General features: G+C 72.5%; 28 protein-coding genes. 17 read left to right on the plus strand and 11 right to left on the minus strand.

Features of this window, described 5'->3' with window-relative positions:
* Positions 1-5: 5 nt before the first annotated feature.
* Positions 6-413 carry a DUF3224 domain-containing protein gene (locus J2X26_RS05560; protein ID WP_307490482.1) on the plus strand — a complete coding sequence of 136 codons (408 nt, stop codon included), beginning with the start codon at positions 6-8 and terminating at the stop codon, positions 411-413.
* Here J2X26_RS05560 and J2X26_RS05565 read toward each other — a convergent pair.
* Entirely contained in the window at positions 398-988 is a 591-nt protein-coding gene (locus tag J2X26_RS05565; RefSeq protein WP_307490484.1) for an SRPBCC family protein, read from the minus strand. The two genes, J2X26_RS05560 and J2X26_RS05565, sit on opposite strands and share 16 nt — an antisense overlap.
* Positions 989-1023: 35 nt before the next feature.
* A complete protein-coding gene (locus J2X26_RS05570) occupies positions 1024-1437 on the minus strand; it encodes a DUF6855 family protein (RefSeq protein WP_307490486.1) in 414 nt (137 codons plus the stop codon).
* A 150-nt stretch (positions 1438-1587) separates the two neighbouring features.
* Here J2X26_RS05570 and J2X26_RS05575 point away from each other — a divergent pair, with 150 nt between their 5' ends.
* Both J2X26_RS05575 and J2X26_RS05580 read left to right on the plus strand, forming a co-directional pair.
* On the plus strand, positions 1588-2124 hold the full coding sequence (locus J2X26_RS05575) for a hypothetical protein (protein WP_307490488.1): 537 nt from the start codon (positions 1588-1590) through the stop codon (positions 2122-2124).
* A gap of 259 nt (positions 2125-2383) precedes the next feature.
* Positions 2384-4213: an adenylyl cyclase gene (locus J2X26_RS05580; RefSeq protein ID WP_439897815.1), complete on the plus strand. Its 1830-nt coding sequence runs from the start codon at positions 2384-2386 to the stop codon at positions 4211-4213.
* A 51-nt stretch (positions 4214-4264) separates the two neighbouring features.
* Here J2X26_RS05580 and J2X26_RS05585 read toward each other — a convergent pair whose 3' ends face one another.
* From J2X26_RS05585 to J2X26_RS05595, 3 genes are all read right to left on the minus strand, one after another.
* Positions 4265-4882, minus strand: a complete 618-nt coding sequence (locus J2X26_RS05585; RefSeq protein WP_307490492.1) for a TetR/AcrR family transcriptional regulator — start codon at positions 4880-4882, stop codon at positions 4265-4267.
* Positions 4879-5343: a DoxX family protein gene (locus tag J2X26_RS05590; RefSeq protein ID WP_307490714.1), complete on the minus strand. Its 465-nt coding sequence runs from the start codon at positions 5341-5343 to the stop codon at positions 4879-4881. The genes J2X26_RS05585 and J2X26_RS05590 overlap by 4 nt, the downstream gene beginning before the upstream one ends.
* A 128-nt stretch (positions 5344-5471) precedes the next feature.
* Positions 5472-5897 (minus strand): hypothetical protein, encoded by a 426-nt coding sequence (locus J2X26_RS05595; protein ID WP_307490494.1) that lies wholly within the window; start codon positions 5895-5897, stop codon positions 5472-5474.
* Positions 5898-6032: 135 nt separating this feature from the next.
* On the opposite strand from J2X26_RS05595, the gene J2X26_RS05600 reads away from it, so the two are divergent.
* Genes J2X26_RS05600 through J2X26_RS05615 form a run of 4 tightly spaced genes read left to right on the plus strand, consistent with a single transcriptional unit; the run spans position 6033 to position 9679 of the window.
* Entirely contained in the window at positions 6033-6464 is a 432-nt protein-coding gene (locus J2X26_RS05600; protein WP_307490495.1) for a YciI family protein, read from the plus strand.
* On the plus strand, positions 6464-7720 hold the full coding sequence (locus J2X26_RS05605) for an RNA polymerase sigma factor (RefSeq protein ID WP_307490497.1): 1257 nt from the start codon (positions 6464-6466) through the stop codon (positions 7718-7720). The genes J2X26_RS05600 and J2X26_RS05605 overlap by 1 nt, the downstream gene beginning before the upstream one ends.
* A gap of 13 nt (positions 7721-7733) precedes the next feature.
* The gene (locus tag J2X26_RS05610) at positions 7734-8996 is read left to right on the plus strand and encodes an MFS transporter (protein ID WP_307490499.1); all 1263 of its coding nucleotides are present in this window, start codon (positions 7734-7736) and stop codon (positions 8994-8996) included.
* A gap of 41 nt (positions 8997-9037) precedes the next feature.
* The gene (locus J2X26_RS05615; protein WP_307490501.1) at positions 9038-9679 is read left to right on the plus strand and encodes a GNAT family N-acetyltransferase; all 642 of its coding nucleotides are present in this window, start codon (positions 9038-9040) and stop codon (positions 9677-9679) included.
* 162 nt (positions 9680-9841) lie between these two features.
* Here J2X26_RS05615 and J2X26_RS05620 read toward each other — a convergent pair whose 3' ends face one another.
* The 3 genes from J2X26_RS05620 to J2X26_RS05630 form a co-directional block, all read right to left on the minus strand.
* Positions 9842-11038 carry an RNA polymerase sigma factor gene (locus J2X26_RS05620; RefSeq protein ID WP_307490503.1) on the minus strand — a complete coding sequence of 399 codons (1197 nt, stop codon included), beginning with the start codon at positions 11036-11038 and terminating at the stop codon, positions 9842-9844.
* A 9-nt stretch (positions 11039-11047) separates the two neighbouring features.
* Positions 11048-11389, minus strand: coding sequence for a YciI family protein (locus J2X26_RS05625; protein ID WP_307490505.1), 342 nt, complete (start codon positions 11387-11389; stop codon positions 11048-11050).
* 80 nt (positions 11390-11469) lie between these two features.
* Positions 11470-12306 carry an aldo/keto reductase gene (locus J2X26_RS05630; RefSeq protein WP_307490507.1) on the minus strand — a complete coding sequence of 279 codons (837 nt, stop codon included), beginning with the start codon at positions 12304-12306 and terminating at the stop codon, positions 11470-11472.
* Between the two features lie 86 nt (positions 12307-12392).
* Between J2X26_RS05630 and J2X26_RS05635 the strand changes: the two genes are divergently transcribed.
* Positions 12393-13310 carry an SDR family oxidoreductase gene (locus J2X26_RS05635; RefSeq protein ID WP_307490509.1) on the plus strand — a complete coding sequence of 306 codons (918 nt, stop codon included), beginning with the start codon at positions 12393-12395 and terminating at the stop codon, positions 13308-13310.
* Positions 13310-13822, plus strand: a complete 513-nt coding sequence (locus J2X26_RS05640; protein ID WP_307490715.1) for a TetR/AcrR family transcriptional regulator — start codon at positions 13310-13312, stop codon at positions 13820-13822. The genes J2X26_RS05635 and J2X26_RS05640 overlap by 1 nt, the downstream gene beginning before the upstream one ends.
* Here J2X26_RS05640 and J2X26_RS05645 read toward each other — a convergent pair.
* Both J2X26_RS05645 and J2X26_RS05650 read right to left on the minus strand, forming a co-directional pair.
* Positions 13803-14231 (minus strand): SRPBCC family protein, encoded by a 429-nt coding sequence (locus J2X26_RS05645; RefSeq protein ID WP_307490511.1) that lies wholly within the window; start codon positions 14229-14231, stop codon positions 13803-13805. The two genes, J2X26_RS05640 and J2X26_RS05645, sit on opposite strands and share 20 nt — an antisense overlap.
* A 10-nt stretch (positions 14232-14241) precedes the next feature.
* On the minus strand, positions 14242-15114 hold the full coding sequence (locus J2X26_RS05650) for a helix-turn-helix domain-containing protein (RefSeq protein WP_307490513.1): 873 nt from the start codon (positions 15112-15114) through the stop codon (positions 14242-14244).
* Between the two features lie 102 nt (positions 15115-15216).
* Here J2X26_RS05650 and J2X26_RS05655 point away from each other — a divergent pair, with 102 nt between their 5' ends.
* From J2X26_RS05655 to J2X26_RS05665, 3 genes are all read left to right on the plus strand, one after another.
* The gene (locus J2X26_RS05655) at positions 15217-16533 is read left to right on the plus strand and encodes an FAD-binding oxidoreductase (RefSeq protein ID WP_307490515.1); all 1317 of its coding nucleotides are present in this window, start codon (positions 15217-15219) and stop codon (positions 16531-16533) included.
* A gap of 145 nt (positions 16534-16678) precedes the next feature.
* A complete protein-coding gene (locus J2X26_RS05660; RefSeq protein WP_307490516.1) occupies positions 16679-18661 on the plus strand; it encodes a penicillin-binding transpeptidase domain-containing protein in 1983 nt (660 codons plus the stop codon).
* 45 nt (positions 18662-18706) lie between these two features.
* Positions 18707-19657 carry an LLM class flavin-dependent oxidoreductase gene (locus tag J2X26_RS05665; protein ID WP_307490518.1) on the plus strand — a complete coding sequence of 317 codons (951 nt, stop codon included), beginning with the start codon at positions 18707-18709 and terminating at the stop codon, positions 19655-19657.
* Positions 19658-19715: 58 nt separating this feature from the next.
* Here J2X26_RS05665 and J2X26_RS05670 read toward each other — a convergent pair whose 3' ends face one another.
* Positions 19716-20225, minus strand: a complete 510-nt coding sequence (locus J2X26_RS05670; protein ID WP_307490520.1) for an adenylyl-sulfate kinase — start codon at positions 20223-20225, stop codon at positions 19716-19718.
* Positions 20226-20317: 92 nt separating this feature from the next.
* Between J2X26_RS05670 and J2X26_RS05675 the strand changes: the two genes are divergently transcribed.
* The 5 genes from J2X26_RS05675 (at position 20318) to J2X26_RS05695 (ending at position 24476) form a co-directional block, all read left to right on the plus strand.
* Positions 20318-21316, plus strand: coding sequence for an NAD(P)-dependent alcohol dehydrogenase (locus J2X26_RS05675; protein WP_307490522.1), 999 nt, complete (start codon positions 20318-20320; stop codon positions 21314-21316).
* The gene (locus J2X26_RS05680) at positions 21316-21744 is read left to right on the plus strand and encodes a hypothetical protein (protein WP_307490523.1); all 429 of its coding nucleotides are present in this window, start codon (positions 21316-21318) and stop codon (positions 21742-21744) included. The genes J2X26_RS05675 and J2X26_RS05680 overlap by 1 nt, the downstream gene beginning before the upstream one ends.
* Positions 21738-21953, plus strand: coding sequence for a helix-turn-helix transcriptional regulator (locus J2X26_RS05685; RefSeq protein WP_307490525.1), 216 nt, complete (start codon positions 21738-21740; stop codon positions 21951-21953). The genes J2X26_RS05680 and J2X26_RS05685 overlap by 7 nt, the downstream gene beginning before the upstream one ends.
* 66 nt (positions 21954-22019) lie before the next feature.
* Entirely contained in the window at positions 22020-22667 is a 648-nt protein-coding gene (locus J2X26_RS05690) for a DUF4386 domain-containing protein (RefSeq protein ID WP_307490526.1), read from the plus strand.
* 9 nt (positions 22668-22676) lie between these two features.
* Positions 22677-24476 (plus strand): SLC13 family permease, encoded by a 1800-nt coding sequence (locus J2X26_RS05695; RefSeq protein ID WP_307490527.1) that lies wholly within the window; start codon positions 22677-22679, stop codon positions 24474-24476.
* The last annotated feature ends 1 nt before the right edge of the window (position 24477 follow it).

Raw genomic sequence — 24477 nt, forward strand, 5'->3', positions numbered from 1 at the left:
CGCGCATGATCACCGAGGGAACGTTCACCGTCAGCGGGTTCACCGGCGTCCCGATCGCGGAGGAGCGGCCGGTCCCCACCGCGCTGGGCGTCGGCGTCGCCACGATGGAGAAGGCGTACGTGGGCGGCGTCGAGGGCCGCTCGACCACGCTGTTCACGTCGGCGTTCGACCCCGAGCGCGGCGTCGGCACCTACGTCGCGATGGAGTCGTTCGAGGGCAGCCTCGACGGGCGCACCGGCACGTTCAACTTCGTGCACGCCGCCTCGACGAGCGGCACCGGCCGGTCCGACGAGCACTTCCTGATCGTGCCGTCGAGCGGCACCGGGGCGCTCGCCGGGATCGTGGGCAGCGGCGCCCTGGTGGTCGACGCCGACGGCACGCACCGGATGCGGTTCGACTACACGCTGGACTGAGCGCGCGACCGCTCGGCGTGCTCCCTCGCGGCGAGCGCCGCGAACGTCAGCAGCTGCTTGCGCATCATGAGCAGGTCACCCCAGCCCAGCAGCCAGCTGCGCAGCGCGACCAGGCGGTTGGTCGGCTTCGGCCCGCGGATCACCGCCAGCAGCCTGCTCCGCTCGGGACCGACAGGGACCACCGCGTAGGTGAGTGCGAGGTCACCGAATGCCCGTGCGCCGGTGCCCGGCGCCATGCGGACCGTCAGGTGCTCCCCGACGACGAACGACTCGAGCGTGAAGATCCTCGAGAACGTCTGGCCGACCTCCAGGTCCCAGCACCACGGCAACGGCCGACGAGGGCTGCGCCGGCCCCGGTTGTCGATCCAGTCGTAGCTGTACGGCGCGACGCGGAACTGGCAGACCCACCGGTAGACGACGTCGGCGGGAGCGGCGACGTCCACGCCGCGCAGCAGCCGGTCCGCCGGACCGGGCATCAGCGCGTCGCACGGGTAGGCGCGGTCCTGCTCGGCCGTCGTCACGCCCCAGCTGGATGCCCTGCCCATGGCTCCCCCTGCCGTCGTCGAGACCTTCACGCTAGGACGCGACGGGCGGAACGCGCCCTGGTCTCTCAGCCCGTCCTCAGCGCCCGGACCCGGTTGTTGCGGGCGTCGTGGGTGAGCTCGACCAGACCGAGGGCCTCGAGCAGCGGCGGCAGGTACATCCCGAACCGGCCGCGGTAGCCCTTGCGCAGGCCGTACCAGCCGCTGACGGGGTTGGCCTCGTCGCGACCCCACGCCTCCACCGACCCCACGGCGGCGGGCTTCAGCTCGTCCGCGGCGCCGAGCGGCACCCAGTCGCCCTGGGCCAGCAGCCAGGCGTGCAGGTCGTCGACCGCGCTCAGGTGGTACGTGAGCGTCGTCGATCCCACCTGGCACACGAGGGCGGGTGGGTCCGCGGACTCGTCGCGGTACATCGTGTACGCGGACGAGCCCGGAGCCGTCGTGAGCTGCCAGGGGTCGTCCTTCGTCCCGGTGCCGGCCATCGGAGCCTCCCTCGAGCGGATGTCCCGCCAGTATCGACCCGGGTCGCGGGCGGTGGCACGACGGACCAGTGCGCCGTCGGCACCGGCACGGTCGGTTCCTCCCGATACGCTCGCCAGCGTCGTCGACGGAACCCCGACCGGAGGACTGCCTTGACCGTGATCGCCACCGTGCTGGATGTGACCGTGTCCGACGAACGGTGGCTCGTGATCGTCGCGACCCTCGGGCCGCTGATCACGGCGCTCGCGGCGATCGGTGCGCTGATCGTCGGGATCCAGACCGTGCGGCAGCGCACCGTTGCCGACTCGCAGGCGCAGTGGTGGGCACGTGTGCAGTGGGCGACCGGGCTGGCGTTCGAGGCCGAGGAGAGCAAGCGGTCGGTCGGCTTCGACGCCCTCGCGCTGCTGGCGTCGTCGCCGCTGGCAGGTCCGGAGGACGCCTCGTTCCTCGCGGGGCTGTCGTTCGAGGTGCTGCGGGACGTGCAGGAACGCGGCGCCGTCGACGACGTGGTCTTCGTGCCGGTCGACGACGAGGCGTTCGTCCGACCGTCGGACGCGCGCCCGGTGGTGGCCGTCACCCGGTCGGAGGTGTCCGCGGCGAAGCTGCGCGTGGTGGCGGACCGTGGCCGAGGGCGTGCGACGCCCGCGTGGATCGCCCGGCTGGCGGCGACGAGCTCGTCGGGCGCCTGACCGCGTCGACGTCCTGACGAGACCCGTGCAGGGCTGAGCGCAGCCGGAAAACACTTACTGGGTTGTCACTATTGACACGTGACACCAAGCCGGTACCTTTTGTCCTGGCCGGCAACAAATGTCCGGTGCGCGGCGCCAACGGCGGTGCCTCCTCGCGTGCGGGGACCCGTCTTGCGACGTGCCCTGTGCGCAGAGAGGTCCCCCCATGAACCTTGGTAGGCAGAGCCCCCCACGTCCCCGACGCAGGCGGACGGCGACGGTGCTGGCCACCGCGCTCGCCGTCGCGCTGGTCCCCCTCGTCGCGGCCCCCGCCGCGCAGGCGGCGGCGCCCGTCGACCTCGGCCCGAACACGATCGTGTTCGACCCCAGCCAGCCGATCGAGGAGATCCAGGCCACGGTCGACGCGATCGCCACGCAGCAGGTCCCCGCGCACTTCGGGGAGGGCCGGTACGCGCTGCTGTTCAAGCCCGGCACGTACGGCACGCCCGAGCAGCCGCTGCGGTTCGAGGTCGGCTACTTCACCGAGGTCGCCGGTCTGGGCCAGGACCCGGGCGACGTGATCATCAACGGCGCGATCGAGGTCTACAACCAGTGCCTGCCCGTGCCCGAGGGTGCGCCGGCGAACTGCCTCGCGCTGGTCAACTTCTGGCGCTCGCTGTCCAACCTGACCATCCAGTACGCGGCCGGCGACGCCGACGGCTGCCGCAGCTCCGCCAACTTCTGGGCCGTCTCGCAGGCCGCCCCCATGCGCCGCGTGAACGTCACGGGCGCCAACGTCAGCCTCATGGACTACTGCACCGCGGGCCCGCAGTACGCGTCCGGCGGCTTCATCGCCGACTCGACGCTGCCCTACGTGGTCAGCGGCAGCCAGCAGCAGTTCCTGGTCCGCAACGGCTCGGTGGCCGGATGGAGCAACAGCGTCTGGAACCAGGTGTTCGCGGGCGTCCAGGGCGCTCCGGCCACCGACTTCAGTCCCGTGGTCGGCGAGCCCAAGTACACCACCCTCGACACGACGCCGGTCTCCAAGGAGAAGCCGTACCTCTACCTCGACGACGCGGGGAAGTACAACGTGTTCGTCCCGTCGGCGCAGAAGGACTCCGCGGGAGCCACGTGGGCCGCGGGCAGCACGCCCGGCAAGGCGATCCCGCTGAGCAAGTTCTTTGTCGCCAAGCCCGGTGACAGCGCTGCGAAGATCAACTCCGCGCTGGCCCTGGGCAAGCACGTGCTGCTCACCCCGGGCGTCTACCACGTGAACAGGACGCTCAACGTGCTGTGGCCCAACCAGGTGGTGCTGGGTCTCGGCCTGGCGACGATCATCCCGGACAACGGGGTCGTGGCCATGCAGACGCTCGACGTCCCCGGCATCGACATCGCCGGGATCATGTTCGACGCCGGCACGGTCAACTCCCCGGCGCTGCTCCAGCTGGGCACCAAGCTCTCGTCGCTCGACGCCAAGCTGAAGAAGCCGCTGCTGAGCAGCGCGAACAACCCGACGGCCGTGCAGGACGTGTTCTTCCGGATCGGCGGCGAGGCCGTCGGCAAGGCCACCCAGAGCCTCGTGGTCAACACGAACCAGACGATCATCGACCACACCTGGGCGTGGCGGGCCGACCACGGCACCGGCGTCGGCTGGGACGTGAACACGGCGGAGACCGGCGTGCTGGTCAACGGCAACGACGTCACCGCGACGGGCCTGTTCTCCGAGCACTACCAGAAGTACAACGTCATCTGGAACGGCGAGCGCGGCCGCACGATCATGTTCCAGAACGAGCTGCCGTACGACGCGCCCGACCAGGCGTCCTGGCAGCACGACGGCGTCAACGGCTGGGCCGCGTACAAGGTGAACGACAAGGTCAAGGTGCACGAGGCCTGGGGCATGGGCGCGTACATCTACACCAACGTGAACCCGACCCTGCACGCCACCCGGGCGTACGAGGTGCCGGTCACGCCGGGCGTGAAGCTGCACAACGTGCTGACGGTCTCGCTGAACGCGGCGGGCACCATCGACCACGTCGTCAACGACACGGGCGACCCGGTGACGCCGACCTTCGCCGGCCCGAGCACGGTGCTGGAGTGGCCGGTCCCGTGACCTGAGGAGTGACGACGAAGGGCCCGGCCGGTGCGGTCGGGCCCTTCGTCATCAGCGTGGCTGCAGGACCGCGCGGCCGGCTCGGCGCAGCGCGCGGCCGACCTCCGTCGGCTCGACCCCGGTCCCCGTGGCCATCGCGCCGTCCCGCAGCATGACGAGCTGCACCGCGACCGACCGCGGCTCGGGCAGGCCCAGCTCGACGACCAGCTCCTCGGCCGCGGCCCGGAGCCACTCGCGGTGCCGCTCGGCCACGGCACGGACCGGGTGCGCCACGTCGGGGTACTCCGCGGCGGCGTTGAGGAACGGGCACCCGCGGAACCCGGCGCCGCAGACCTGCGCCGCGAGCCGGTCCGCGTAGGCCGCGAGGACCGCAGCCGGGTCGCCGGCGTGCTCGACGCGCCAGGTGGTGACGGCGTGCCGTTCCGCCGCGGCGACGGTCTCGAGGTACGCCTCGACGAGGTTGTCCTTCGTCGGGAAGTGCCGGTAGAAGGTCACCTTGGTCACCCCCACCTCCGCCATGACGGCGTCGGCGCTGACCGCGCGGATCCCCTCGCGGTAGAACCTCGGCGCCGCCACGTCGAGGATCCGGCGCGCCACTTCCGACTGGCCGCCGTCGCGAGTCGGCCGCCCGACGACGGGCGCACCTAGCGGCGGGACGTCGACGATCACCGCTCGACGGTCTCCGCCGCCGCCGCCGCACGCAGCGCGCGCCACGCACCGGTGGACCAGAGCGCCCAGAGCACCAGCAGCGGCTGCCCGACCAGGCGGACGGCGCGCGCGGTGTCCGACTCGAGCCCGAAGGCGTCCGTCCGCGTGACCAGCTGGGAGATGTTCCCGGGGAAGATCGCCACGAAGAAGCCGGCGACTATCCACCCGACGGCCGCCCGACGGCGACCGGGCGCCGCGAGCAGCGCGCAGCCGAGCGCGATCTCCACCACCCCGGACACGAGCACCACGGTGTCGGGGTCCGCCGGGAACCACGGGGGCACCTGCGCCTGGAACTCCTCGCGCGCGGTCGTCAGGTGCGACGTCCCCGCGAACGCGAGGGCTGCGCCGAGGCCCAGGCGCCCGACCGTGCGGCGCACGCTGCTGCCTCGGGTGGGCGGGTCCGCGATCACCTCGCCGCGCAGCACGGAGGCGAACGCGCGAGCGGTCCGCGCGACGAGGGTGGTGTCGAGGACGGCCACGAGCGCTCCTTGGTAGACGAACTAGTCCACCTACCGTACGGCCGCGGGCGGGCGCACGCCTCCGGGCGGGCTCAGTCGTCCGGCAGGGCGAGGCCGAAGATCCGGCGCTGCGGTGCGGCGAGGGTGTCGGCGCCGGGCTCGGGCTGAGGGAACCCGCCCGCGCGAGGCGGCCCGACCCAGAGCCGCCGGCCGTCGCCGTCGCGGTACACCTGGCCCGTCGTGACGAGCCGCGCGCGGCCGGCGGTGGCGAACTGCGCGCGCACGGACGCCTCGTGCGACGGCGGGACGAAGCCGACCGTGTGGTTGCGGCACACGAGCACGACGTGCTCGCCGCCCTCCGTCTCGAACGTGAGGTCGACGCGCACGGGCGCGGACGAGCCGCGCTCGACGCCGGTCAGCGCCGCCGCCAGGCCGATCTGCAGCGCGGCCGCCTCACCGGCGACGAAGCCGTCGCCGACGTCGGCGGTGACCCGCCCTCGGCGCGTGAACATCCTCACGGCACCAGCGTCCCATCTGCCGCGCGACATTCGTCGTCGTCCCGTGTCGAAGAACGCGATCCCCGTTCGACGACACAGGTGAAGGCCCGTCACCGGCACTAGCGTCGAGACGGCACCCACACGAAGGAGATCACCATGAAGGTCCTGGTCATGATCAAGGGCGAGGGAGCCGACGAGGACAAGGTCGCCCCCACCGACGAGATGTTCGCCGAGATGAACGTCTACAACGAGCAGCTGGTGAACGCCGGGATCATGCTCGCCGGCGAAGGTCTGAAGTCCAGCAGCAACGGCGCGAAGGTCGTCTGGGACACCAGCGGGGAGGTCTCGGTCGTCGACGGCCCGTTCACGGAGTCGAAGGAGATCGTCGCGGGCTACTGGATCTGGCAGGTGAGCTCGCTGGACGAGGCCGTCGAGTGGGCCAAGCGCTGCCCGTCGACCCCCGAGCTGCGCTCGGAGCTGGAGATCCGGCCGTTCTTCGAGATGGAGGACTTCGCCCAGGTGGTGTCGCCCGAGATCCTCGCGAAGGAGCAGGCGCTGGTGGACCGGGTCAAGGAGCAGCACGGCTGATGGCGGACGCGCGGCGGACGGTCGAGATCATCTGGCGGATCGAGTCGCCGCGCCTCATCGCCGCCCTGACCCGCCTGGTCCGGGACGTCGGGCTGGCCGAGGAGCTGGCGCAGGACGCGTTCGTCACCGCGCTGGAGCAGTGGCCGGTCACGGGTGTCCCGGACAAGCCCGGCGCGTGGCTCATGGTCACGGCTCGGCACCGGGCGATCGACCTGATCCGGCGGGAGCAGAACCGGGACGCCAAGTACGCGCTGCTCGCGGCGAAGATCGCCGACGAGGGACCCGCGGACCGGATCGTCGACGAGCCCATCGCCGACGACCTGCTCGCGCTGGTGTTCCTGACCTGTCACCCGGTGCTGCCGCGGGACTCGCGGATCGCGCTCACCCTGCGCCTCGTCGGAGGGCTCACCACCGACGAGATCGCGCGCGCGTACCTGGTGCCGTCGTCGACCGTCGGGCAGCGGATCTCCCGCGCCAAGCGCACGCTCGCGGAGGCGCACGTGCCGTTCGAGGTCCCGCAGACCGACCAGCTGCCCGCGCGCGTGGGCTCGGTGCTCGAGGTGCTCTACGTGATCTTCACCGAGGGGCACGCCGCGACGTCGGGTTCCACGTGGGTACGTCGGGACCTTGCCGACGAGGCGATGCGGCTGGGCCGGGTGCTCGCCGCACTCCTGCCGCGCGAGCCGGAGGTGCACGGGCTGGTCGCGCTGATGGAGCTGCAGGCGTCCCGGTTCGACGCCCGCGGGGACGGCGTGCTGCTGCCGGACCAGGACCGTCGATTCTGGGACCAGGCCCTGATCGAGCACGGGCTCGGGGCGCTGGACCGGGCGACGACGCTGGGCAGGCCGCTCGGTCCGTACACCGTGCAGGCGGCGATCGCGGCGTGCCACAGCCGTGCCCGGACGTTCGAGGACACCGACTGGGAGGCGATCGTGGCCCTCTACGACGCGCTCGCGCAGCTGACCCCGTCGCCGGTCGTCGAGCTCAATCGTGCGGTCGCCGTCCTGCACGCGGACGGCCCGGAGGCCGCGCTGCTGGCGATCGACGCCATCCGTCACGACCCGCGGCTCGCCCGCTACCACCTGCTCGGCGCGGTGCGGGCTGACGTGCTGGCCCGGCTCGGGCGTGTCGACGAGGCCGCCGAGGAGCTCGAGCGCGCCGCGGCCCTGGCCCCGACGAAGCGGGAGCGGAACCTGCTGATGGCCCGGTCGGCGGCCGTCGCGGAATCTCCCGTGCTCGATGTCGGAGGCGACTGAGACGATGGCGGGCATGACCGAGGAGACCCCCACGGAGACGCTCGTCGACGAGCGGCCGGGCTGGCGTCGGCAGACCACGATCTTCCTCACCGGGCAGACGGTCTCGCTGTTCGGCTCGATGCTCGTGCAGTACGCCGTGATGTGGCACCTGACCCTGGAGACCAAGTCCGGCGGGGTCATGGCCCTGTACGCGGTGTTCGGCTTCCTGCCGCAGGCCGTCATCTCGATCTTCGGCGGCGTCTGGGCGGACCGGCTGGACCGCAAGAAGCTGATCATCGGTGCGGACGCCACCATCGCGGTCGTCACCCTGGCCCTGGCGATGTTCATGGCGGCCGGTGCCACCGACCTCTGGCTGATCTTCGTCGCGATCGCCATCCGCTCGGCCGGCGCGGGTATCCAGATGCCCGCCGTCGCTGCCCTGCTGCCGCAGATCGTCCCCGCGGACAAGCTCATGCGGGTCAACGGCATCAACGGCACCATCCAGTCGGCCATGATGCTCGTCGCCCCCGCGGCCGCCGCCGCGGTCTACGCCAGCATGTCGATCGTGGCGGTGTTCTACATCGACGTCGTCACCGCGGTCATCGGCATCGGCCTGCTGCTGATGGTCACCGTGCCGCGGCTGGTCCGCTCCGAGGAGTCGAAGGACCTCGGCTACTTCGACGACCTGGTCGGCGGCGTGAAGTACATCGTCACCCACGCGTTCGTGCGCTGGATCCTCGTGCTCTACGCGGTCGTGTTCGTGCTCATCGTGGCCCCCTCGTTCCTGACCCCGCTGATGATCGTGCGGACGTTCGGCGAGGAGGTGTGGAAGCTCACCGTGAACGAGCTCGCGTTCAGCATCGGCATGGTGCTCGGCGGCGCAGCCGTCGCGGCCTGGGCGGGGAAGTGGAACCGCGTGCGGATGATCCTGATCTCGACGCTGGTGTTCGGCGTCATCTCGATCGGCCTCGGGCTGTCCACCAACCTCTGGGTGTTCTTCGCGTTCATGTTCCTGCTCGGCCTGTCCGTGCCCGCCTTCTCGACGCCGTCCTTCACGGTGCTGCAGGAGACCGTCGAGCCCGAGATGCAGGGGCGCGTGTTCGGGTTCGTGGGGATCGTCATGGCGCTGTCGATGCCGTTCGGCATGGCGGTGTTCGGGCCGCTGGCGGACACGTTCAGCGTGGAGTCGCTGCTCATCTGGGCGGGAGTCGCGCTGCTGCTCGTCGTGGCGCTCGCGCTCGCCGTGCCCGGCGGCCGGCGGGCGATGCACGCCGCGAACGAGCACGCGACGGTCTGAGCGGCCCGGCGTCGGGCTGCGTCGTCGGGCAGGATGACGCCATGCTCGCGTCGATCACCCTCGCCGGTCGTCACGTCCGGCTGGAGCCGCTCGCCCTGACCCATGTCGACGGCCTCGCGGCGGCCGCCGCGGAGGAACGGGGCAGCTACGGGTACACGTGGGTGCCCGACGGGCTCGACGAGACGCGGACCTACGTCGAGGCGGCGCTGGAGCATGCGGCCGGCGGGCGCGCGATGCCGTTCGCGGTCCGACGACTCTCCGACGACGCGATCGTCGGCAGCACGCGGTTCCTCGACCTCGAGGTGTTCCCGAACCCGGCGCCCTGGCCGCCCGGCATCGGGACCGGCCCGGTGCCCAGCGACGAGAACCCACCGTCCGTCGCCGAGATCGGCAGCACCTGGTACGCCGCGTCGGCGCAGCGGACCGCGATCAACACCGAGGCCAAGCTGCTCCTGCTGACGCACGCGTTCGAGACGTGGCGGTCGCTGCGCGTGACGCTGAAGACGGATGCGCGCAACGCGGCGTCGCGGCGGGCGATCGAGCGGATCGGCGGCCGGCTCGAGGGCGTCCGCCGGGTCCACACCGTCGCGACGGACGGCGGCCTGCGGGACACGGCGTACTTCTCGATCGTCGCCGCGGAGTGGTTCGTCGTCCGCGCCGGCCTGGTCGCCCGCCTGACGTAACAGCCGCACACACCCCCGCTGCCCGCGACAACGTCCGCACATCAACGCGTTCCAACGCTCCTTTGTGCGGACGCAACGCGTGTGTACTCCAACGTCCGCACATCAACGCGTTCCAACGCTCCGTTGTGCGGACGTTGCGGGTGGCGGAACCGCGGCGGCGGCCTAGGGGAGTGCGGTCGCGGTGCGTTGGCGGAGGAGGAAGTCGCGCTCCGACTCGTTCACGGTCAGAGCCGCGGCTTCGTCGTAGGCCGCGATCGCCTCGGACGGTCGGTCCAGGCGGCGCAGGAGGTCGGCGCGGACCGCGTGGAACAGGTAGAAGCGTTCCAGCGGCAGGTCGTCCACGAGCGCGAGCCCGGCCTCAGGGCCGTCCAGCTCGGCGACGGCGACCGCGCGGTTGAGGGCGACCACCGGGCTCGGCGCGATCGACATCAGCTGGTCGTAGAGGATGACGATCTGCCGCCAGTCGGTCCCGGCGGGCTCGCTGTGCACCGCCTGCATCGCCGCCTGCAGCTGGTACGGACCGAGGTGGTCGCGCCGCAGGCACCGGCGCACGAGCTCGCGGCCCTCGTCGAGCCGGGACTCGTCCCAGAGCGACCGGTCCTGGTCGCGCAGCAGGACGAGCGAGCCGTCGGCTGCTACGCGGGCGTCGCGGCGGGCGTCGGTGAGGAGCATGAGTGCCAGCAAGCCGAGCGCCTCGGGCTCGTCGGGCATGAGCTCGACCAGCACGCGGCCCAGCCGGATCGCCTCGGCGCACAGGTCGCCGCGCGTGAGGGCGCCGGCGCCGGTGGTGAACACGAGGTAGACGACCGCGAGCACCGCCCGGAGCCGGTCGGGCAGGTCGGCGTCGGACGGCACGCGGTAAGGGATGCGGGCGTCGCGGATCTTGCCCTTGGCGCGCACCAGGCGCTGGGCCATCGTCGGCTCGGGCACGAGGAACGCCCGCGCGATCTCCTCGGTGCTCAGCCCGCCGAGCAGCCGGAGCGTGAGCGCCACCTGCGCCTCGACGGACAGGGCCGGGTGGCAGCACGTGAAGACGAGCCGCAGCCGGTCGTCGCGCACGGGCCCCTCCTCCACCGGGTCGTCGCGCTGGTGCAGCAGGACCGCCTGCGCGTGCCGGTCGTCGCGCGACGCCTCCCGGCGCAGCCGGTCGATCGCCTTGCGCTTGGCCGTCGTGATGATCCAGCCGGCCGGGCTGGGTGGGACGCCGTCGGTCGGCCAGTGCTGCACGGCGGCGACGAACGCCTCCTGCACGGACTCCTCGGCGACGTCCAGGTCACCGAACGACCGGGCGAGGACCGCGACCGCGCGGCCGTGCTCCGCGCGGAACACCCGCGCGATCGCGTCCTCGTCAGTGCCCACGGAGGGCCATCAGTAGCGGAACGGCCGGACCTCGATGGGCAGCCCGGTGGCGACGGCCAGCTGCCCGCCCCAGTCCATCGCCGCGTCGAGGTCGTCGACGTCGACGATGGTGAAGCCGCCCAGGTGCTCCCGGGCCTCGACGAAGGGTCCGTCGGTGGTGACCACGTCACCGTCCTTGGCGCGCAGCACCGTCGCCGTGCTCGGGTCGTGCAGCCCGCCCGCGTAGACCCAGATGCCGGCGTCGCGCATGGCCTGGTCGACCACACCGACCGCCTGCATGATCGGCTCGAGGACCTCGGGGGCAGGCATGGGGCCGTCGGGTTCCATCACGCTCAGCAGGTAGTGGCTCATCGCGTCCTCCTCGGGGTGCGGCACCGGCCCTGCGCCGGCTGCTCACCCTCCATACGAAGGGTGAGCGGCCGGATCGACACCTATCGGGGAACGTAGTCGAAGGTGTCCGGGTTCGGGCCGGTGCGCTCGTCGCGGTTCAGGCTGGAGATGTCCGCGACGTCGACCTCGGACAGCTCGAAGTCGAACAGCGCGAAGTTCTCCTCGATGCGGCTGCGGGTCACCGACTTGGGGAACACGATGTCGCCGCGCTGCAGGTGCCACCGGAGCGTGACCTGCGCGGGGGTGCGGCCCAGCGACTCCGCGATCCGCACGATCGTCGGGTCGTCCAGCACCTTGCCCTGCGCGATGGGGCTCCACGCCTCGGTGGCGATCCCGTGCTCGGCGTCGAACGCGCGCACCTCCGACTGTGTGAGGTACGGGTGCACCTCGATCTGGTTCACCGCGGGCGTGATCGTGGTCTCGGCGTGGAGGCGGCGCAGGTGCTGCGGCTGGAAGTTGGAGACGCCGATGGCCTTGGCGCGGCCCGACCGGTAGAAGTCCTCCATCGCCTTCCACGTCTCGACGAAGTTGCTCACCGTCGGCAGCGGCCAGTGGATGAGGAACAGGTCGACGTGCTCGAGGCCGAGCGTGTCGAGGGTCAGGTCGAACGCGATCGCCGCATCCTCCGGGTCGTGCGCGTCGTTGTTGAGCTTGCTGGTGATGAAGACCTCGTCGCGGGACAGCCCGGACGCGGCGACGGCCTCGCCGACGCCCTGCTCGTTCTTGTACATCTGCGCGGTGTCGATGTGGCGGTAGCCCACCTCGAAGGCCTGCAGGACGGCGTCCTTGGTCTCCGCGGGGTCGATCTGGAAGACGCCGAAGCCCAGCTGGGGGATCTGCACGCCGTTGTTCAGGGTGATGTTCGGGACTGTGCTCATGCCTCCATTCGACCCCGCATGGGCTCCGTCTGCCTGTTAAGGTAACCAACTAACCAGTTGGTTGTCCCCTTCGCGAGGAGCCCCAGATGTACGTCGTCCCCGACCAGACCGGACGCACGGTCGTCGTCACCGGCGCCAACAGCGGCACCGGCCGGGAAGCCGCCGAGCGCCTCGCCGCCGCCGGCGCCCACGTGATCCTCGCGGTCCGCAGCGCGGAGAAGGGCGAGAAGGCGCTCGCGGAGATCCTGGCCGCCCACCCGGGCGCGACGGCCGAGGTGCGGATCGCCGACCTCGCCTCCCTGGCCTCGGTGCAGACGTTCGCCGACGACCTCAGCCGCGACCTGACGCACCTCGACACCCTGGTCAACAACGCCGGCGTGATGACCCCGCCCACCCGGTTCGAGACCGAGGACGGGTTCGAGCTGCAGCTGGGCACCAACTTCCTCGGCCCCTTCGCGCTGACCAACCGCCTCCTGCCGCTCCTGCTGGCGGCGCCGGCGGGTCGGGTCACCACGATGAGCAGCGGCATGGCGGCCGTCGGTCGCATCCGGTTCGACGACCTGCAGTGGACCCGTCGCCGGTACAGCCCCACCCGGTCGTACGCGCAGTCCAAGCTGGCCGACCTCCTGCTCGCCCGGCAGCTCGCCCACGTCTCGATGCGGCGCGGCTGGGCGCTGCGCAGCAACGCGGCCCACCCGGGGTTCACGCAGACCAACCTGCAGACCGCGGGCGCGTCCCTCGGCAGCGACGCCGTGCACCGCTCGTCCATCGCCAAGCTGCCGTTCGTCCCGTCGCAGCTGCCCCCCGAGGGTGCCGAGCCGATGCTGTTCGCGGCGGCCGACCCCCGCGCGGTCGAGGACGGCTACTACGGCCCGACCGGTCGGTTCGGGCTCGTCGGACCCACCGGTCCCGTCCGCCTCAGCCGCCGCATGCGCGACGACGACACGGCCGCCCGCCTCTGGGCGGTGGCGCAGGACCTGACCGGCACCACTCTCCCGGCGTGATGGCCGCCGACACCCCGCGGCGGATCCTCGACGCGGCCGCCGACGAGTTCGCCGAGCGCGGGCTCGCCGGGGCGCGGGTGGACCGGATCGCAGAGCGGGCCGGCGCCAACAAGCAGCGGATCTACGCGTACTTCGGCAGCAAGGACCAGCTGTTCGACCGGGTGGTCGAGGACCGGATCGAGCAGCTGCTGGACGCCGTGCCCTTCGACGCGGTCGACCTGCCCGGCTACGCGGTCCGGCTCTGGGAGTTCAACCTCGCGCACCCGTCCCTGGTGCGGCTCCTGCTGTGGCACGCGCTCGAGCGGCCCGGCGTGCAGCTCGCGCACTCGGTGTCGTCGCACGAGCGGAAGGTGGCGGCGCTCCGCGCGGTCCGGGGGGACGACGGCTGGCCCGCCGACCGGCTGCTCGGCCAGGTGCTCGCGCTGGTGCACGGCGTCACGCTCGCCCCGGGACCGGACCCCGAGCACGTCCGCACGGACCTGCACCGCGCGGTCAGCCGGCTGGTCGGCTGACGGGCTCGACGACCGCACGCAGGTTCTCGGGCTGGACGCCGTCCTCCTTGGCGATGGAGCGGCGGATCACGCGGGCGATGAGGCTCAGCGGCCCACGGACCTCGACGTCGGCGAGCAGGTGGAGGTCGGTGCCCGCGGCGGTCCCGGTCAGCGTGTAGGTGTACAGGGCGGTCACCGGGCCGGAGCGCGAGAGCAGCGCCAGCGTGCGGGGCGCGTCGAGGGCGTCGATGACGGCGGTCCGGTCCTTGCCGCGGACGGTGAAGGTCACGACGGCGCCTGGTGACACAGGCCCGCTCATCGCCGTCACGCCCGGCATCCACCGCGACGCCAGGGACCAGTCGGTGAGCGCCGCCCAGACGGCGTCGGGGGGTGCGGCGATGGAGGTCGTGGTGTCGATCGCGGTGGTCATGCGTGCGACGCTAGGCGCCGGCCGACGGGTCGTCTTGGACGGGATTGACCACGGGCGCGAAGCCCGGCTCCGTGGGCGCGTCCCCGTAGACCGCACGGTAGGCCGCCACGTACGCGGTGGGCGTCGTCCCCGTGTGACGTCGAAAGTGCCGGATGAGGTGCGCCTGGTCGTACCAGCCACGGTCCGCGGCCGCCTGCCCCCAGCCGACGGGCCGACCGGTGTCCAACGACGCCAGCAGGTCCCGCATCCGGGTCACCCGCGCGAACGTCCCGGGGCTGAGCCCGACCACGCGGCGGAACCCGCGGTCCAGGTGCGCGTGCGACAGGTGCAGCCCGCGCGCCACGTCCGCGACGGGGCGGCCCGGGTCGGCGACGAGGGCGGCCACCGCCGACTCCACCGCGTCCGTGCAGCGGGGCAGCGCGGGTTCGTGCACCGCGACCGACTCCCGCAGCACGTCCTCGACGGTCGCGATCATGGCGCCGGGGTCGTCGAGTCCCAGCAGCTCGCGGCGCAGCGGCGCCCACGGCTCCGCGCCCACCAGCCTGCCCCGCAGCACGCGCGGGTCCACACCGAACGCGGTCGCGCAGCCGATGGGCGTCGCGACGACCCCGACGCACCACGTCTCGCCCAGCGGGCGGTTCAGCATCGGCTGGTCGTCGGGCCCCAGCAGGAACCCGGTCCGTGCCAGGTGCACGTCGCCGCTGCCGTTGCGCGCCACCTGCGCGATCGGCGCCCCGAGCACCAGCCCCAGCACCGCCGACCCCGTCGGCGCCACGCGTTCGGCGGGCGCTCGCAGCCGGCCGCGGGCGTACCAGATGCTCGCCACGTACCGCCCGAGCGGATCCGTCGGCTCGTGCGTCACGTAGGTGAAGTCGTCGGCCACCTGCTGATCGTCGCGCACTGTCGGAGGTCGGTGGAAAGGTCGTGCTCACCTGCGTGCCCGCGTGGCACCCTGCCCGTGACCGACCTGCAAAGGAGCTCCGGCATGTCTCACCCCCTCGCACCCCTGATCACCGGACCCGTGCTGACCCCGGACCAGGAGGGGTTCGCCGACGAGGTCGTCCCCCACAACCGCGCTGTCGTGAACAGCCCCGACGTCGTCGTCGGTGCGACGAGCACCCAGGACGTGGTCGCGGCCGTGCGCTGGGCGGCCGAGCAGGGGGTGCCCCTGACCGTGCTGGCCACCGGGCACGGCGCGACCACCCCCGTCACGACCGGCGTCCTCCTGACCACCAGCCGCCTCGGTGGCGTCGACGTGGACCCGGACACCCGGGTCGCGACGATCGGCGCCGGCGCCCGGTGGACCGACGTCGTCCCCGTCACCGACGCGCACGGGCTCACCCCCGTCGCCGGCTCGTCCGCCCACGTCGGCGTCGTCGGCTACCTGCTCGGTGGCGGGATCGGGCCGTTCGCGCGCAGCCACGGGTACAGCTCCGACCGGGTCGAGTCGCTCACCGTCGTGACGGGGACGGGTGAGGTGGTCGAGGCGTCGGCCGACGAGCACCCCGACCTGTTCTGGGCGCTGCGCGGCGGCAAGGTCGGCCTCGGTGTGGTGACGCAGGTGCGGCTGCGGCTCGTCGCGATCCCCGAGCTCTACGCCGGCACCCTGTTCTTCGACGCGGAGCACATCGAGCCCGCCCTGCGCGGCTGGCTGGCATGGACCGCGACCGCCGATGCCGAGACCACGACCAGCGCGGCGATCATCCGCTTCCCCGACTTCGAGGCCGTGCCACCGTTCCTGCGGGGGCGGACGGTGCTGACCCTGCGGGTCGCGCGGCCCGGAGACGAGGCTGCGGGCGAGGCGGCGACGGCACCGCTGCGCGCGCTCGCCCCGACGTTCCTGGACACGGTCGGCGTCCTGCCGGTGGCGCGGTCCGCGGAGATCCACAACGACCCGGTCGACCCGGCGCCCAGCTGGGTGCGCGGGTTCATGCTCAGCCGCGCGGACGACGACCTCGCGACGGCCTGGCTCGGCGTGGTCGGGCCGGACGCCGACCCGCCGTTCGTGGCCGTCGAGCTGCGGCACGTCGCCGGCGCCACGGGCGTGGACGTGCCCGGCGGGTCGGCCGTCTCGGGGCGGACGGCGGCGTTCGTCGCCGGTGTCGTCGGCGTCGACCCGACGCAGTTCGGCACCAGCATCCCGGCCGCGGCGGCCGCCGTGGCCGAGGCCCTCGCGCCGTGGACCACGGCGGAGCTCAACCCGAACTTCGCCGGGACGGGCACCGCGGTGTGGGACCCGGCGACGGCCGACCGGCTGGCGCAGGTGCGCCGGACGTACGACCCGGCAGGGGTGCTCGCGTGACCGGTGTCTGGGGAGGAGTGGTGAAGGCTGCTCCGTTCTCACCCGCTCGGCACCCGGGCGGTGGCACGCTCACGGAGCGTCGCCCCAGCACCCAGCAGTCGTGTGCCCGTGAGTGCGACGGAGTCGCACGTGACGAGAGGACAGCATGACGTTCGCAGGTGAACGGGTAGCGCGTACGCGGCGGATCCTGGTCGGCGGGACCGTGCTCGTCGCGGTCGCGGCCGGTCTGGCGGCGTGCTCGTCGGAGCCGCCGGGACCCGACAGCGCGACGAAGGCGCTCGCTGCCGCGCTCACCTCCGGCAACTTCGCCAAGGCGCCGTTCGCCGGGGGCACCGCGGACGCATCCGCTGCGACCGCTGCCCGGACCGCCGCGTACGAGGGCCTCGCGCCGTGGGCACCGCAGGTCGCCGTCGTCTCCACGACGATCGACGAGCAGGACAAGGACCTCGCCACGGTGACCCTCGGGTACACGTGGGACGTCGACGAGAGCGATGCCGACTGGACGTACGAGACCCACGCGAAGCTCGCGCGGGACGACGAGGACGTCTGGCACGCCACCTGGTCGCCGTCGCTCCTGGCGCCTGACCTGGTCGCGGGCGAGGTTCTCACCGTCGAGCGGGCGCGGGCGGACCGCGCCAACGTGCTGGGCGCAGGTGGTGCCGTGATCGTCGAGCCGCGCCTGGTCCACCGCCTCGGCATCGACAAGACGCGGATCGCCGCACCCGAGCAGGACGCGGCCGCGCGCGAGCTCGCGGGTGCCCTCGAGATCGACGCCGAGGCGTACGCGGGCAAGGTCGCCTCCGCGGGCGAGAAGGCGTTCATCGAGGCGATCACCGTCCGCGACGGCGACCCGAACTACGACGTCGCGGCCCTCGCGGCGATGCCGGGCGTGAACGACGTCACCGACACCATCCCGCTCGCCCCCACCCGCCAGTTCGCCCGCCCGATCCTCGGGACGGTGGGGCCGGCCACGGCGGAGATCATCGAGAAGTCGGACGGGGCTGTCTCGGACGGCGACCTCACCGGCCTGTCCGGGCTCCAGCGCCAGTACGACGCCCAGCTGCGTGGGCTGCCCGGCCTCACGATCACCGCGGCTCAGGCCGACGGCACCGCCCCGCGCCAGCTGTACACGGTCGAGCCCACCCCGGGCACCCCGCTCACGACGACGCTCGACGTCGGGCTGCAGAATGCGGCCGAGTCCGTGGTCGCCACGATCGCACCCGCCAGTGCGGTCGTCGCCATCCGGCCGTCCACCGGCGACGTGCTCGCCGCGGCCAGCGGCGCCGGGGGCGAGGGGATGTCGACCGCGACCCTGGGCCAGTTCGCGCCGGGCTCGACGTTCAAGGTCGCGTCCGCGCTCGCGCTGCTGCGGTCCGGGATGACCGCCGACAGCGACACCACGTGCCCGGCGACGGTCACGGTCGACGGGCGCTCGTTCACCAACTTCCCCGAGTACCCGACGGACAAGCTGGGCACCATCCCGCTGCGGACCGCCTTCGCCAACTCGTGCAACACCGCCTTCATCTCCGCCCGTGACGCGGCGAGCCAGGACGCGCTCATCGACGCCGCCGGATCGCTCGGCCTCGACCCGCACGCCGCCCTCGGGTTCCCCGCCTTCCTCGGGGACGTCCCGGGCGACTCGGACGGCACCGACCACGCCGCGTCGATGATCGGCCAGGGGCGGGTGCTCGCGTCGCCGCTCGGCATGGCGACCGTGGCCGCCTCGGTGGCGCGCGGGGCGACCGTCGTGCCGCGGCTCGTGGTCCCGGCGGACGGTGCAGCCACGCAGGAGCCGACCCCCGACGACACCGCGTCCAGCGGGGAGCCCACCGACGCTCCCCGGCCGATCGTCCCGCTGACCGCTGACGAGGCCGCCACCCTGCACCAGCTGATGCGCGGCGTGGTCACCGAGGGCGGCGCGACGTTCCTGCTGGACGTCCCCGGCGACGAGGTGGCCGCCAAGACCGGCACCGCGCAGTTCGGCGAGGCGGGGAACCTGCAGAACCACGTCTGGATGATCGCGATCCAGGGTGACCTGGCCGTCGCGGTGTTCGTCGACGTCGGCGAGTACGGGTCGACCACGGCCGGGCCGCTGCTGGAGCAGTTCCTGCGAGCGGCGCAGGGCTGACGTCGTCGCGGTCGGCAACCCGGCCCACGTGATCAAGGAGGTCTGATGAACGAGCGCGCCGTCGGTGTCATGCTCCCGCGGGACCTGCCCGCCCACCAGTTCCGTACCTACGCCCAGCGCGCCGAGACGCTCGGGTTCGACGAGCTCTGGGTGGTCGAGGACTGCTTCTTCCGTGGCGGCATCGCGCAGGCGGCCGCGGCGCTCGCGATGACGGAGCGGATCCGGCTCGGCGTCGGGATCCTGCCCGCCGCGGTCCGGAACGCGGCGTTCACCGCGATGGAGGCGGCGACGCTGGCCGAGCTGTTCCCGGGCCGCGTCGACATCGGTATCGGGCACGGGATGCCGGGCTGGATGCGGCAGGTCGGCGCGTGGCCGGCCAGCCAGCTGACCATGCTGGGCGAGCACCTGGACGCGGTGCGGGCGATCCTGACCGGTTCGCGGGAGAGCGCCGACGGTCGGTACGTGCACCTCGACGGCGTCGAGCTCACCACCCCTCCGAGCAGCGTCCCGCGCATCCTCGCGGGTGTCCGCGGACCGAGGTCGCTCGCGCTCGCGGGCCGGTCCGCCGACGGCACGATCCTCGCGGAGCCGGTCACCCCGGAGTACGTCGCGGAGGCGCTCCGGCACATCGCGCCGACGCGCGAGCACCGGATCGTCGCCTACTGCGTCGCCGTGGTCGACGATGACGCGACGGCAGCCCGCGACGTCGCCCGGCCCGCGCTGGAGTGGATCGGAGACCCGGACTGGGACGTGCACATCGCGCCGCTGCCGTTCGCCGACGAGTTCCGCGCACTGCGGGCGTCGTCCGCGACACGCGAGGCGTTCGCCGCGGCGATGCCCGACGCGTGGGTCGACCAGCTCGCTGTCGTCGGAACCGTGGACGACACCCGCCGCCGCATCGGGCAGCTGCACGATGCGGGCGTCACGACGACGGTCCTCATGCCGGTGGGCCCGGCCCCGCTCGCCGCCCTGGAGGACCTGGCCAGGGTCCTCTAGGTGGAGTTCCTCGGGACGTCGTGAACGCGGTCGGAGGGGACGGCTCCGCGTCGGCTCGCTAGAGGCCGAGCAGGTCCACGATCTGTGAGGCCACCGCCGAGGGTGGCCGGTCGACGTTGGTGACGACGAGCTCCTCCACGCCGGCCGCGAGGAGCAGGACGGCGAGGACGTCGGTGCGGGCGAGGTGCCAGTCCCGCTCCGGGCCGGGTGGGTGCCGGGCGACCAGGCGGGCGTGCCGGGTGGCCGTCGGCGCGTCGATCCGCACGACCCGGACCGGCTCGCCGAGGGCGTCCGCGTAGGCGTCGCGCTGCGCGACGGTCTCGATGACGCGCGGCAGGATCAGGACCTCCAGCCCGGCGTCGCGCCAGAGCGGGCGCATCGTGCGCAGGTGCGCGACGACGACGCGCTCGTTGAAGGGGTCGTCGGGTGGCGACGGGGTCTCGGTAGCGATCGCGTCGACGTCGACCTCACCGGCGGCGAGCCCGCGGGCGAGGAGTGCGTCCCGCAGGGCGACCGCCACCGTCGACTTGCCCGCACCGACGGTTCCCGAGAGCGCGACGACCTGCATGCAGCCCATTCTGCCGTGTAAAGAACTCTTGACATGATGTCTGGTTCGCCATACCTTCGCCGTGTCAACAATCCTTTACACAGGAGACTCCGATGGACGCCCGGACCGAGACTCGCACCATGCAGGCGATCACCCAGCGCGCGTACGGCACGTCCGAGGTGCTCACGTTCGGGACCGTGCCCCGGCCGGTGCCGAAGGCGGACGAGGTCCTGATCCGCGTGCGGGCGTCGTCGCTCAACTTCGCCGACAAGGCGATGATCACCGGCCGGCCGTCGCTGGTCCGCGCCGTCTCCGGGCTGCGCAGGCCCAAGCACCCGGTGCCCGGGAAGGACGTCGCGGGCGTCGTCGAGGAGGTCGGCGCGAACGTGACCGACCTCCGGCCCGGCGACGAGGTGTTCGCGGAGGCCGTCGCGGGGGCGTGGGCGCAGTACGTGAGCGTCCCGGCGAAGCTCGTCGCACCCAAGCCGGCGAACCTGACCTTCGAGCAGGCCGCCACGCTCCCGCTGGCCGCCGGCACCGCTCTCGACTGCGTCGCCGGGGTCCGGTCGGGGCAGAAGGTCCTGGTCAACGGGGCGTCCGGCGGGGTCGGCACGTTCGCCGTGCAGCTGGCCACGGCGCTCGGGGCCGAGGTGACCGGGGTGTGCAGCGGGCGCAACGTGGAGCTGGTCCGCGGGGTCGGTGCGGACCATGTCATCGACTACGAGCGCACCGACTTCACCAGCAGCGGCGCCCGGTACGACCTGATCATCGACCTCGTCAGCAACCGGAACCTCACGGCCTACCGGCGGGCACTGACCCCGCACGGCACGCTCCACCTGTCCGGCAGCGGCAGCGGTCGGGTGATCGGGCCGATGGCCCGGCTCGTGCAGGCGCTCGTCGTGAACCTCTTCGTCGGTCAGCACCTGAAGCCGGTGTTCGCCACCGCGAGCCGCGCGAAGCTCGACCGGCTGCGCGAGCTCGCCGAGGCGGGGTCGCTCACCCCGGCGATCGAGCGGACCTACCCTCTGAGCGACGCCCCCGAGGCGCTGCGCCGCCAGATGGCCGAGCACGCCCGGGGCAAGACCGTCATCACCGTCGCCGAGGAGCGCTGATGTCGTACGAGGAACGCAACGTCTGGGTGATGTTCGTCGTCTCGGTGCTCGCCTACGCGGTGTACGTCGTCGTCGTGCTGACGCGGGCGCAGGACGTGCCACTCACCGAGGTCGCGTACGTCGGGCCGCTCCTGTGGTCCATCGGCGGTGCCATCGTCGTCTCCATCCTCGCCTCCATCGCCGTGGGGCTGGCCAACCGGCGCGACGGGCACATGACGGACCAGCGCGACAAGGAGATCAACCGCCTGGGCGAGCGCACGGGCCAGTCGTTCGTCGTCATCGGCGCCCTCGCCGCGATGGTCCTCGCCCTGATGGAGGCGGACTGGTTCTGGATCGCCAACGTCGTCTACCTCTGCTTCGTCCTGTCGGCGATCCTCAGCTCCGTCACCAAGCTCGTCGCCTACCGGCGGGACTTCTCCGCATGGTGAAGCCCACGCGGGTCACCAACTCCATCCGCACCCTGCGCTTCACCCACGGCGAGATGACGCAGGCCGAGCTGGCCGAGCGCATCGGCGTCACCCGTCAGACCGTCATCGCGATCGAGCAGGGGCGCTACTCCCCGTCGCTCGAGATGGCCTTCCAGATCGCCCGCGTGTTCGACGTCCCGCTCGACGACGTCTTCCAGTACCCGGGCTGATCCCACCGCACACCGCACGAGGCCGCGAGGTCTCGCGATCCGTCATGCCTCTGAGAGGAACGTCCGATGAACGCACGCCTGGCAGGACTGCTGTACCTCGTCGTCGCCATCTGCGGCGGCTTCGCCGAGCTGGCCGCACGAGGCTCGATCAAGGCGGCCGACGACGTCGCCCAAGCCCTCCGCGACAGCGCGGACCTCATGAGGATCGCCTTCGCCGCCGACGTCGTCGCCTACACGTGCTTCCTGCTCGTCGGCCTCGCGCTGTACGCCCTGTTCAAGGACGTCCACCGCGTCGCCGCGGTCGCGATGCTCACCATGAACGCGGTCAGCGTGGCCATCCAGAGCCTCAACCTGGTCAACCACGCCGGCGCCGTCCTCGCTGCGGAGCGGGGTTCCGACGAGCTCGCCGTGCTGTTCCTCGACCTGCACGGCGTCGGGTACCTGATCGCGCAGGTCTTCTTCGGCGGTTGGCTCATCCCGCTCGGCTACCTGGTCGTCCGGTCGGGGATGATGCCGCGGGTCTTCGGGTACGTGCTCGTGGTCGGCGGCGTCGGGTACCTGCTCGGCCTCGTCGTGGAGCTGGCCGCGCCCGACGCGGACGGCGTCGCGCTGGCCCTGGGGCTGCTGGGTGGGATCTCCGAGATCGCGTTCCTCGGCTGGCTGCTGGTCAAGGGGGTGCGCGCGCCCGTCCGCGAGCCCGTGCTCGTGCCCTAGTTTGGCTAGGTGTCCGACGCCACGCTGAGCCTGCTGGTCCTCGCGGGCTGCGTCGGCCTCTTCATCTGGAACCGCCTCAGTGTCGGCGTCGTCGCCATCCTCACGGCACTCGCCCTGTACGCGACCGGGCTGGTCACCGCCACCGAGGCGGTCGCCGGGTTCGGGGACCCGGTCGTCGTGTTCATCGCGTCCCTGTTCGTGCTCAGCGAGGGCCTCGAGTCGTCGGGGGTCACCGCGTGGGCCGGTCAGCAGCTGATCACCCGCGCCGGGACCGCGCGGAACCGGCTGCTGATCGCGCTCATGGGCCTGTCCGCGGTCATGGCGGCGCTGGTCACGCCCAACGGCGCGGCCGCAGCGCTGCTGCCGGTGGTGGTGCTGGCGTCGCGCCGGTCGAAGCAGTCGACGTCGCAGATGCTCATGCCGCTCGCCTTCGCGGCCAGCGCCGGAGCACTGTTGGTGCTCAGCGGCAGCACCGTCAACGTCATCGTGTCCGACGCGCTGTTCGAGGCCACCGGCGAGCGGTTCGGGTTCTTCGAGTTCGGGCTGATCGGGCTGCCGCTGGTGCTGGTCACCATCGCGGTCTCGGTCCTCCTCGGCCGACAGCTCCTGCCCGACCGGTCGCCGACGTCGCTCCCGGCCGACTACTCCGCGCACGTCGACACCCTGGTCGAGCACTACAGCCTCGACGTGGGCTTCTTCCGGCTCGCGGTCCAGCCGGGGTCCGACGTCGTCGGCAGCCGACGCGAGCAGGTCGAGGTTCCGGACGGCGTGGTGCTCATCGGGGTGCAGCGGTCCTCGGGTGCTCCGGCCGGCGCGGACGACGTGCTGAGCGTCGACGACGTCGTCGTGGTGACGGGAGACAGCGCCGGGATCACGTCCCTGGTCGACCGGCACGGGTTCGCCGTCGCGACGACGCCGTTGACCCGCGGGACCCGCGAGGCGCTGCTCGGCCGGGAGGTGGGCGTCGCGGAGCTGGTGGTCCGGCCCCGCTCGCGGGTGATCGGCGAGGTCGTGTTCGCGGGCCTGGTCCGGTCCGGCGTCACGGTGCTCGGCGTCCGGCGGCTGGGGAAGGACCGCGGCGCCGACCACCTGGCGCTGGCCGAGGGCGACTCGCTGCTGGTGCACGGGCCGTGGCCCGCGGTCGAGGCGTTCGCGGCCGACGACGACGTGCTCATCGTCGACAGCCCCGAGCTGGTCCGGCGGCAGACCGTGGCGCTCGGACCGAAGGCGTGGCGCGCGATCGCGGTGCTGGTCGGCACGGTCGCGCTGCTGGCCACGGGCGTGGTCCCGCCCGCGATCGCGGGGTTGATCGGCGCGACCGCGATGGTGATGACCGGCGTCGTCGGTGGCCCGCAGGCCTACCGGGCGATCTCCTGGCAGACCGTGGTGCTGGTCGGCGGGCTCATCCCGCTGTCGGTCGCGATCGCGTCGTCCGGGGCGGCGGACCTGGTGGCCGGCTGGCTGGTCGGCATCGTCGGCGACGGCAGCCCGCAGGTGGTCCTCGCCGCGATCTTCGTGCTCACCGTGCTGCTCGGTCAGGTGGTCAGCAACACCGCGACCGTGCTCATCGTCGCGCCCATCGCGGTGGCCATGGGCAACGAGTCGGGGGTCGCGCTGGCCCCCGTGCTCATGCTCGTCGCCGTCGCCGGGGCCGCATCCTTCCTGACCCCGATCGCCACCCCCGCCAACATGATGGTCATGGGTGCGGGCGGCTACCGGTTCTCCGACTACTGGAAGCTCGGACTCGCGACCACGCTGGCGTGGTTCGTCGTCGCGGTGCTGCTCATCCCTGTCATCTGGCCCACGTAAG

The organism is Cellulomonas humilata, from assembly GCF_030814415.1.
Lineage (GTDB): Bacteria > Actinomycetota > Actinomycetes > Actinomycetales > Cellulomonadaceae > Cellulomonas > Cellulomonas humilata_A.

Excerpts from the sequence above, each read along its gene's own strand:
- J2X26_RS05570 (WP_307490486.1), bottom strand. The coding sequence starts at position 1,437 with ATGGCCGGCACCGGGACGAAGGACGACCCCTGGCAGCTCACGACGGCT.
- J2X26_RS05685 (WP_307490525.1), top strand. The coding sequence starts at position 21,738 with ATGGTGAAGCCCACGCGGGTCACCAACTCCATCCGCACCCTGCGCTTC.
- J2X26_RS05635 (WP_307490509.1), top strand. The coding sequence starts at position 12,393 with ATGTACGTCGTCCCCGACCAGACCGGACGCACGGTCGTCGTCACCGGC.
- J2X26_RS05615 (WP_307490501.1), top strand. The coding sequence starts at position 9,038 with ATGCTCGCGTCGATCACCCTCGCCGGTCGTCACGTCCGGCTGGAGCCG.
- J2X26_RS05655 (WP_307490515.1), top strand. The coding sequence starts at position 15,217 with ATGTCTCACCCCCTCGCACCCCTGATCACCGGACCCGTGCTGACCCCG.
- J2X26_RS05600 (WP_307490495.1), top strand. The coding sequence starts at position 6,033 with ATGAAGGTCCTGGTCATGATCAAGGGCGAGGGAGCCGACGAGGACAAG.
- J2X26_RS05610 (WP_307490499.1), top strand. The coding sequence starts at position 7,734 with ATGACCGAGGAGACCCCCACGGAGACGCTCGTCGACGAGCGGCCGGGC.
- J2X26_RS05630 (WP_307490507.1), bottom strand. The coding sequence starts at position 12,306 with ATGAGCACAGTCCCGAACATCACCCTGAACAACGGCGTGCAGATCCCC.
- J2X26_RS05660 (WP_307490516.1), top strand. The coding sequence starts at position 16,679 with ATGACGTTCGCAGGTGAACGGGTAGCGCGTACGCGGCGGATCCTGGTC.
- J2X26_RS05625 (WP_307490505.1), bottom strand. The coding sequence starts at position 11,389 with ATGAGCCACTACCTGCTGAGCGTGATGGAACCCGACGGCCCCATGCCT.
- J2X26_RS05680 (WP_307490523.1), top strand. The coding sequence starts at position 21,316 with ATGTCGTACGAGGAACGCAACGTCTGGGTGATGTTCGTCGTCTCGGTG.
- J2X26_RS05605 (WP_307490497.1), top strand. The coding sequence starts at position 6,464 with ATGGCGGACGCGCGGCGGACGGTCGAGATCATCTGGCGGATCGAGTCG.
- J2X26_RS05560 (WP_307490482.1), top strand. The coding sequence starts at position 6 with ATGATCACCGAGGGAACGTTCACCGTCAGCGGGTTCACCGGCGTCCCG.
- J2X26_RS05645 (WP_307490511.1), bottom strand. The coding sequence starts at position 14,231 with ATGACCACCGCGATCGACACCACGACCTCCATCGCCGCACCCCCCGAC.
- J2X26_RS05670 (WP_307490520.1), bottom strand. The coding sequence starts at position 20,225 with ATGCAGGTCGTCGCGCTCTCGGGAACCGTCGGTGCGGGCAAGTCGACG.
- J2X26_RS05665 (WP_307490518.1), top strand. The coding sequence starts at position 18,707 with ATGAACGAGCGCGCCGTCGGTGTCATGCTCCCGCGGGACCTGCCCGCC.
- J2X26_RS05675 (WP_307490522.1), top strand. The coding sequence starts at position 20,318 with ATGGACGCCCGGACCGAGACTCGCACCATGCAGGCGATCACCCAGCGC.
- J2X26_RS05690 (WP_307490526.1), top strand. The coding sequence starts at position 22,020 with ATGAACGCACGCCTGGCAGGACTGCTGTACCTCGTCGTCGCCATCTGC.
- J2X26_RS05640 (WP_307490715.1), top strand. The coding sequence starts at position 13,310 with ATGGCCGCCGACACCCCGCGGCGGATCCTCGACGCGGCCGCCGACGAG.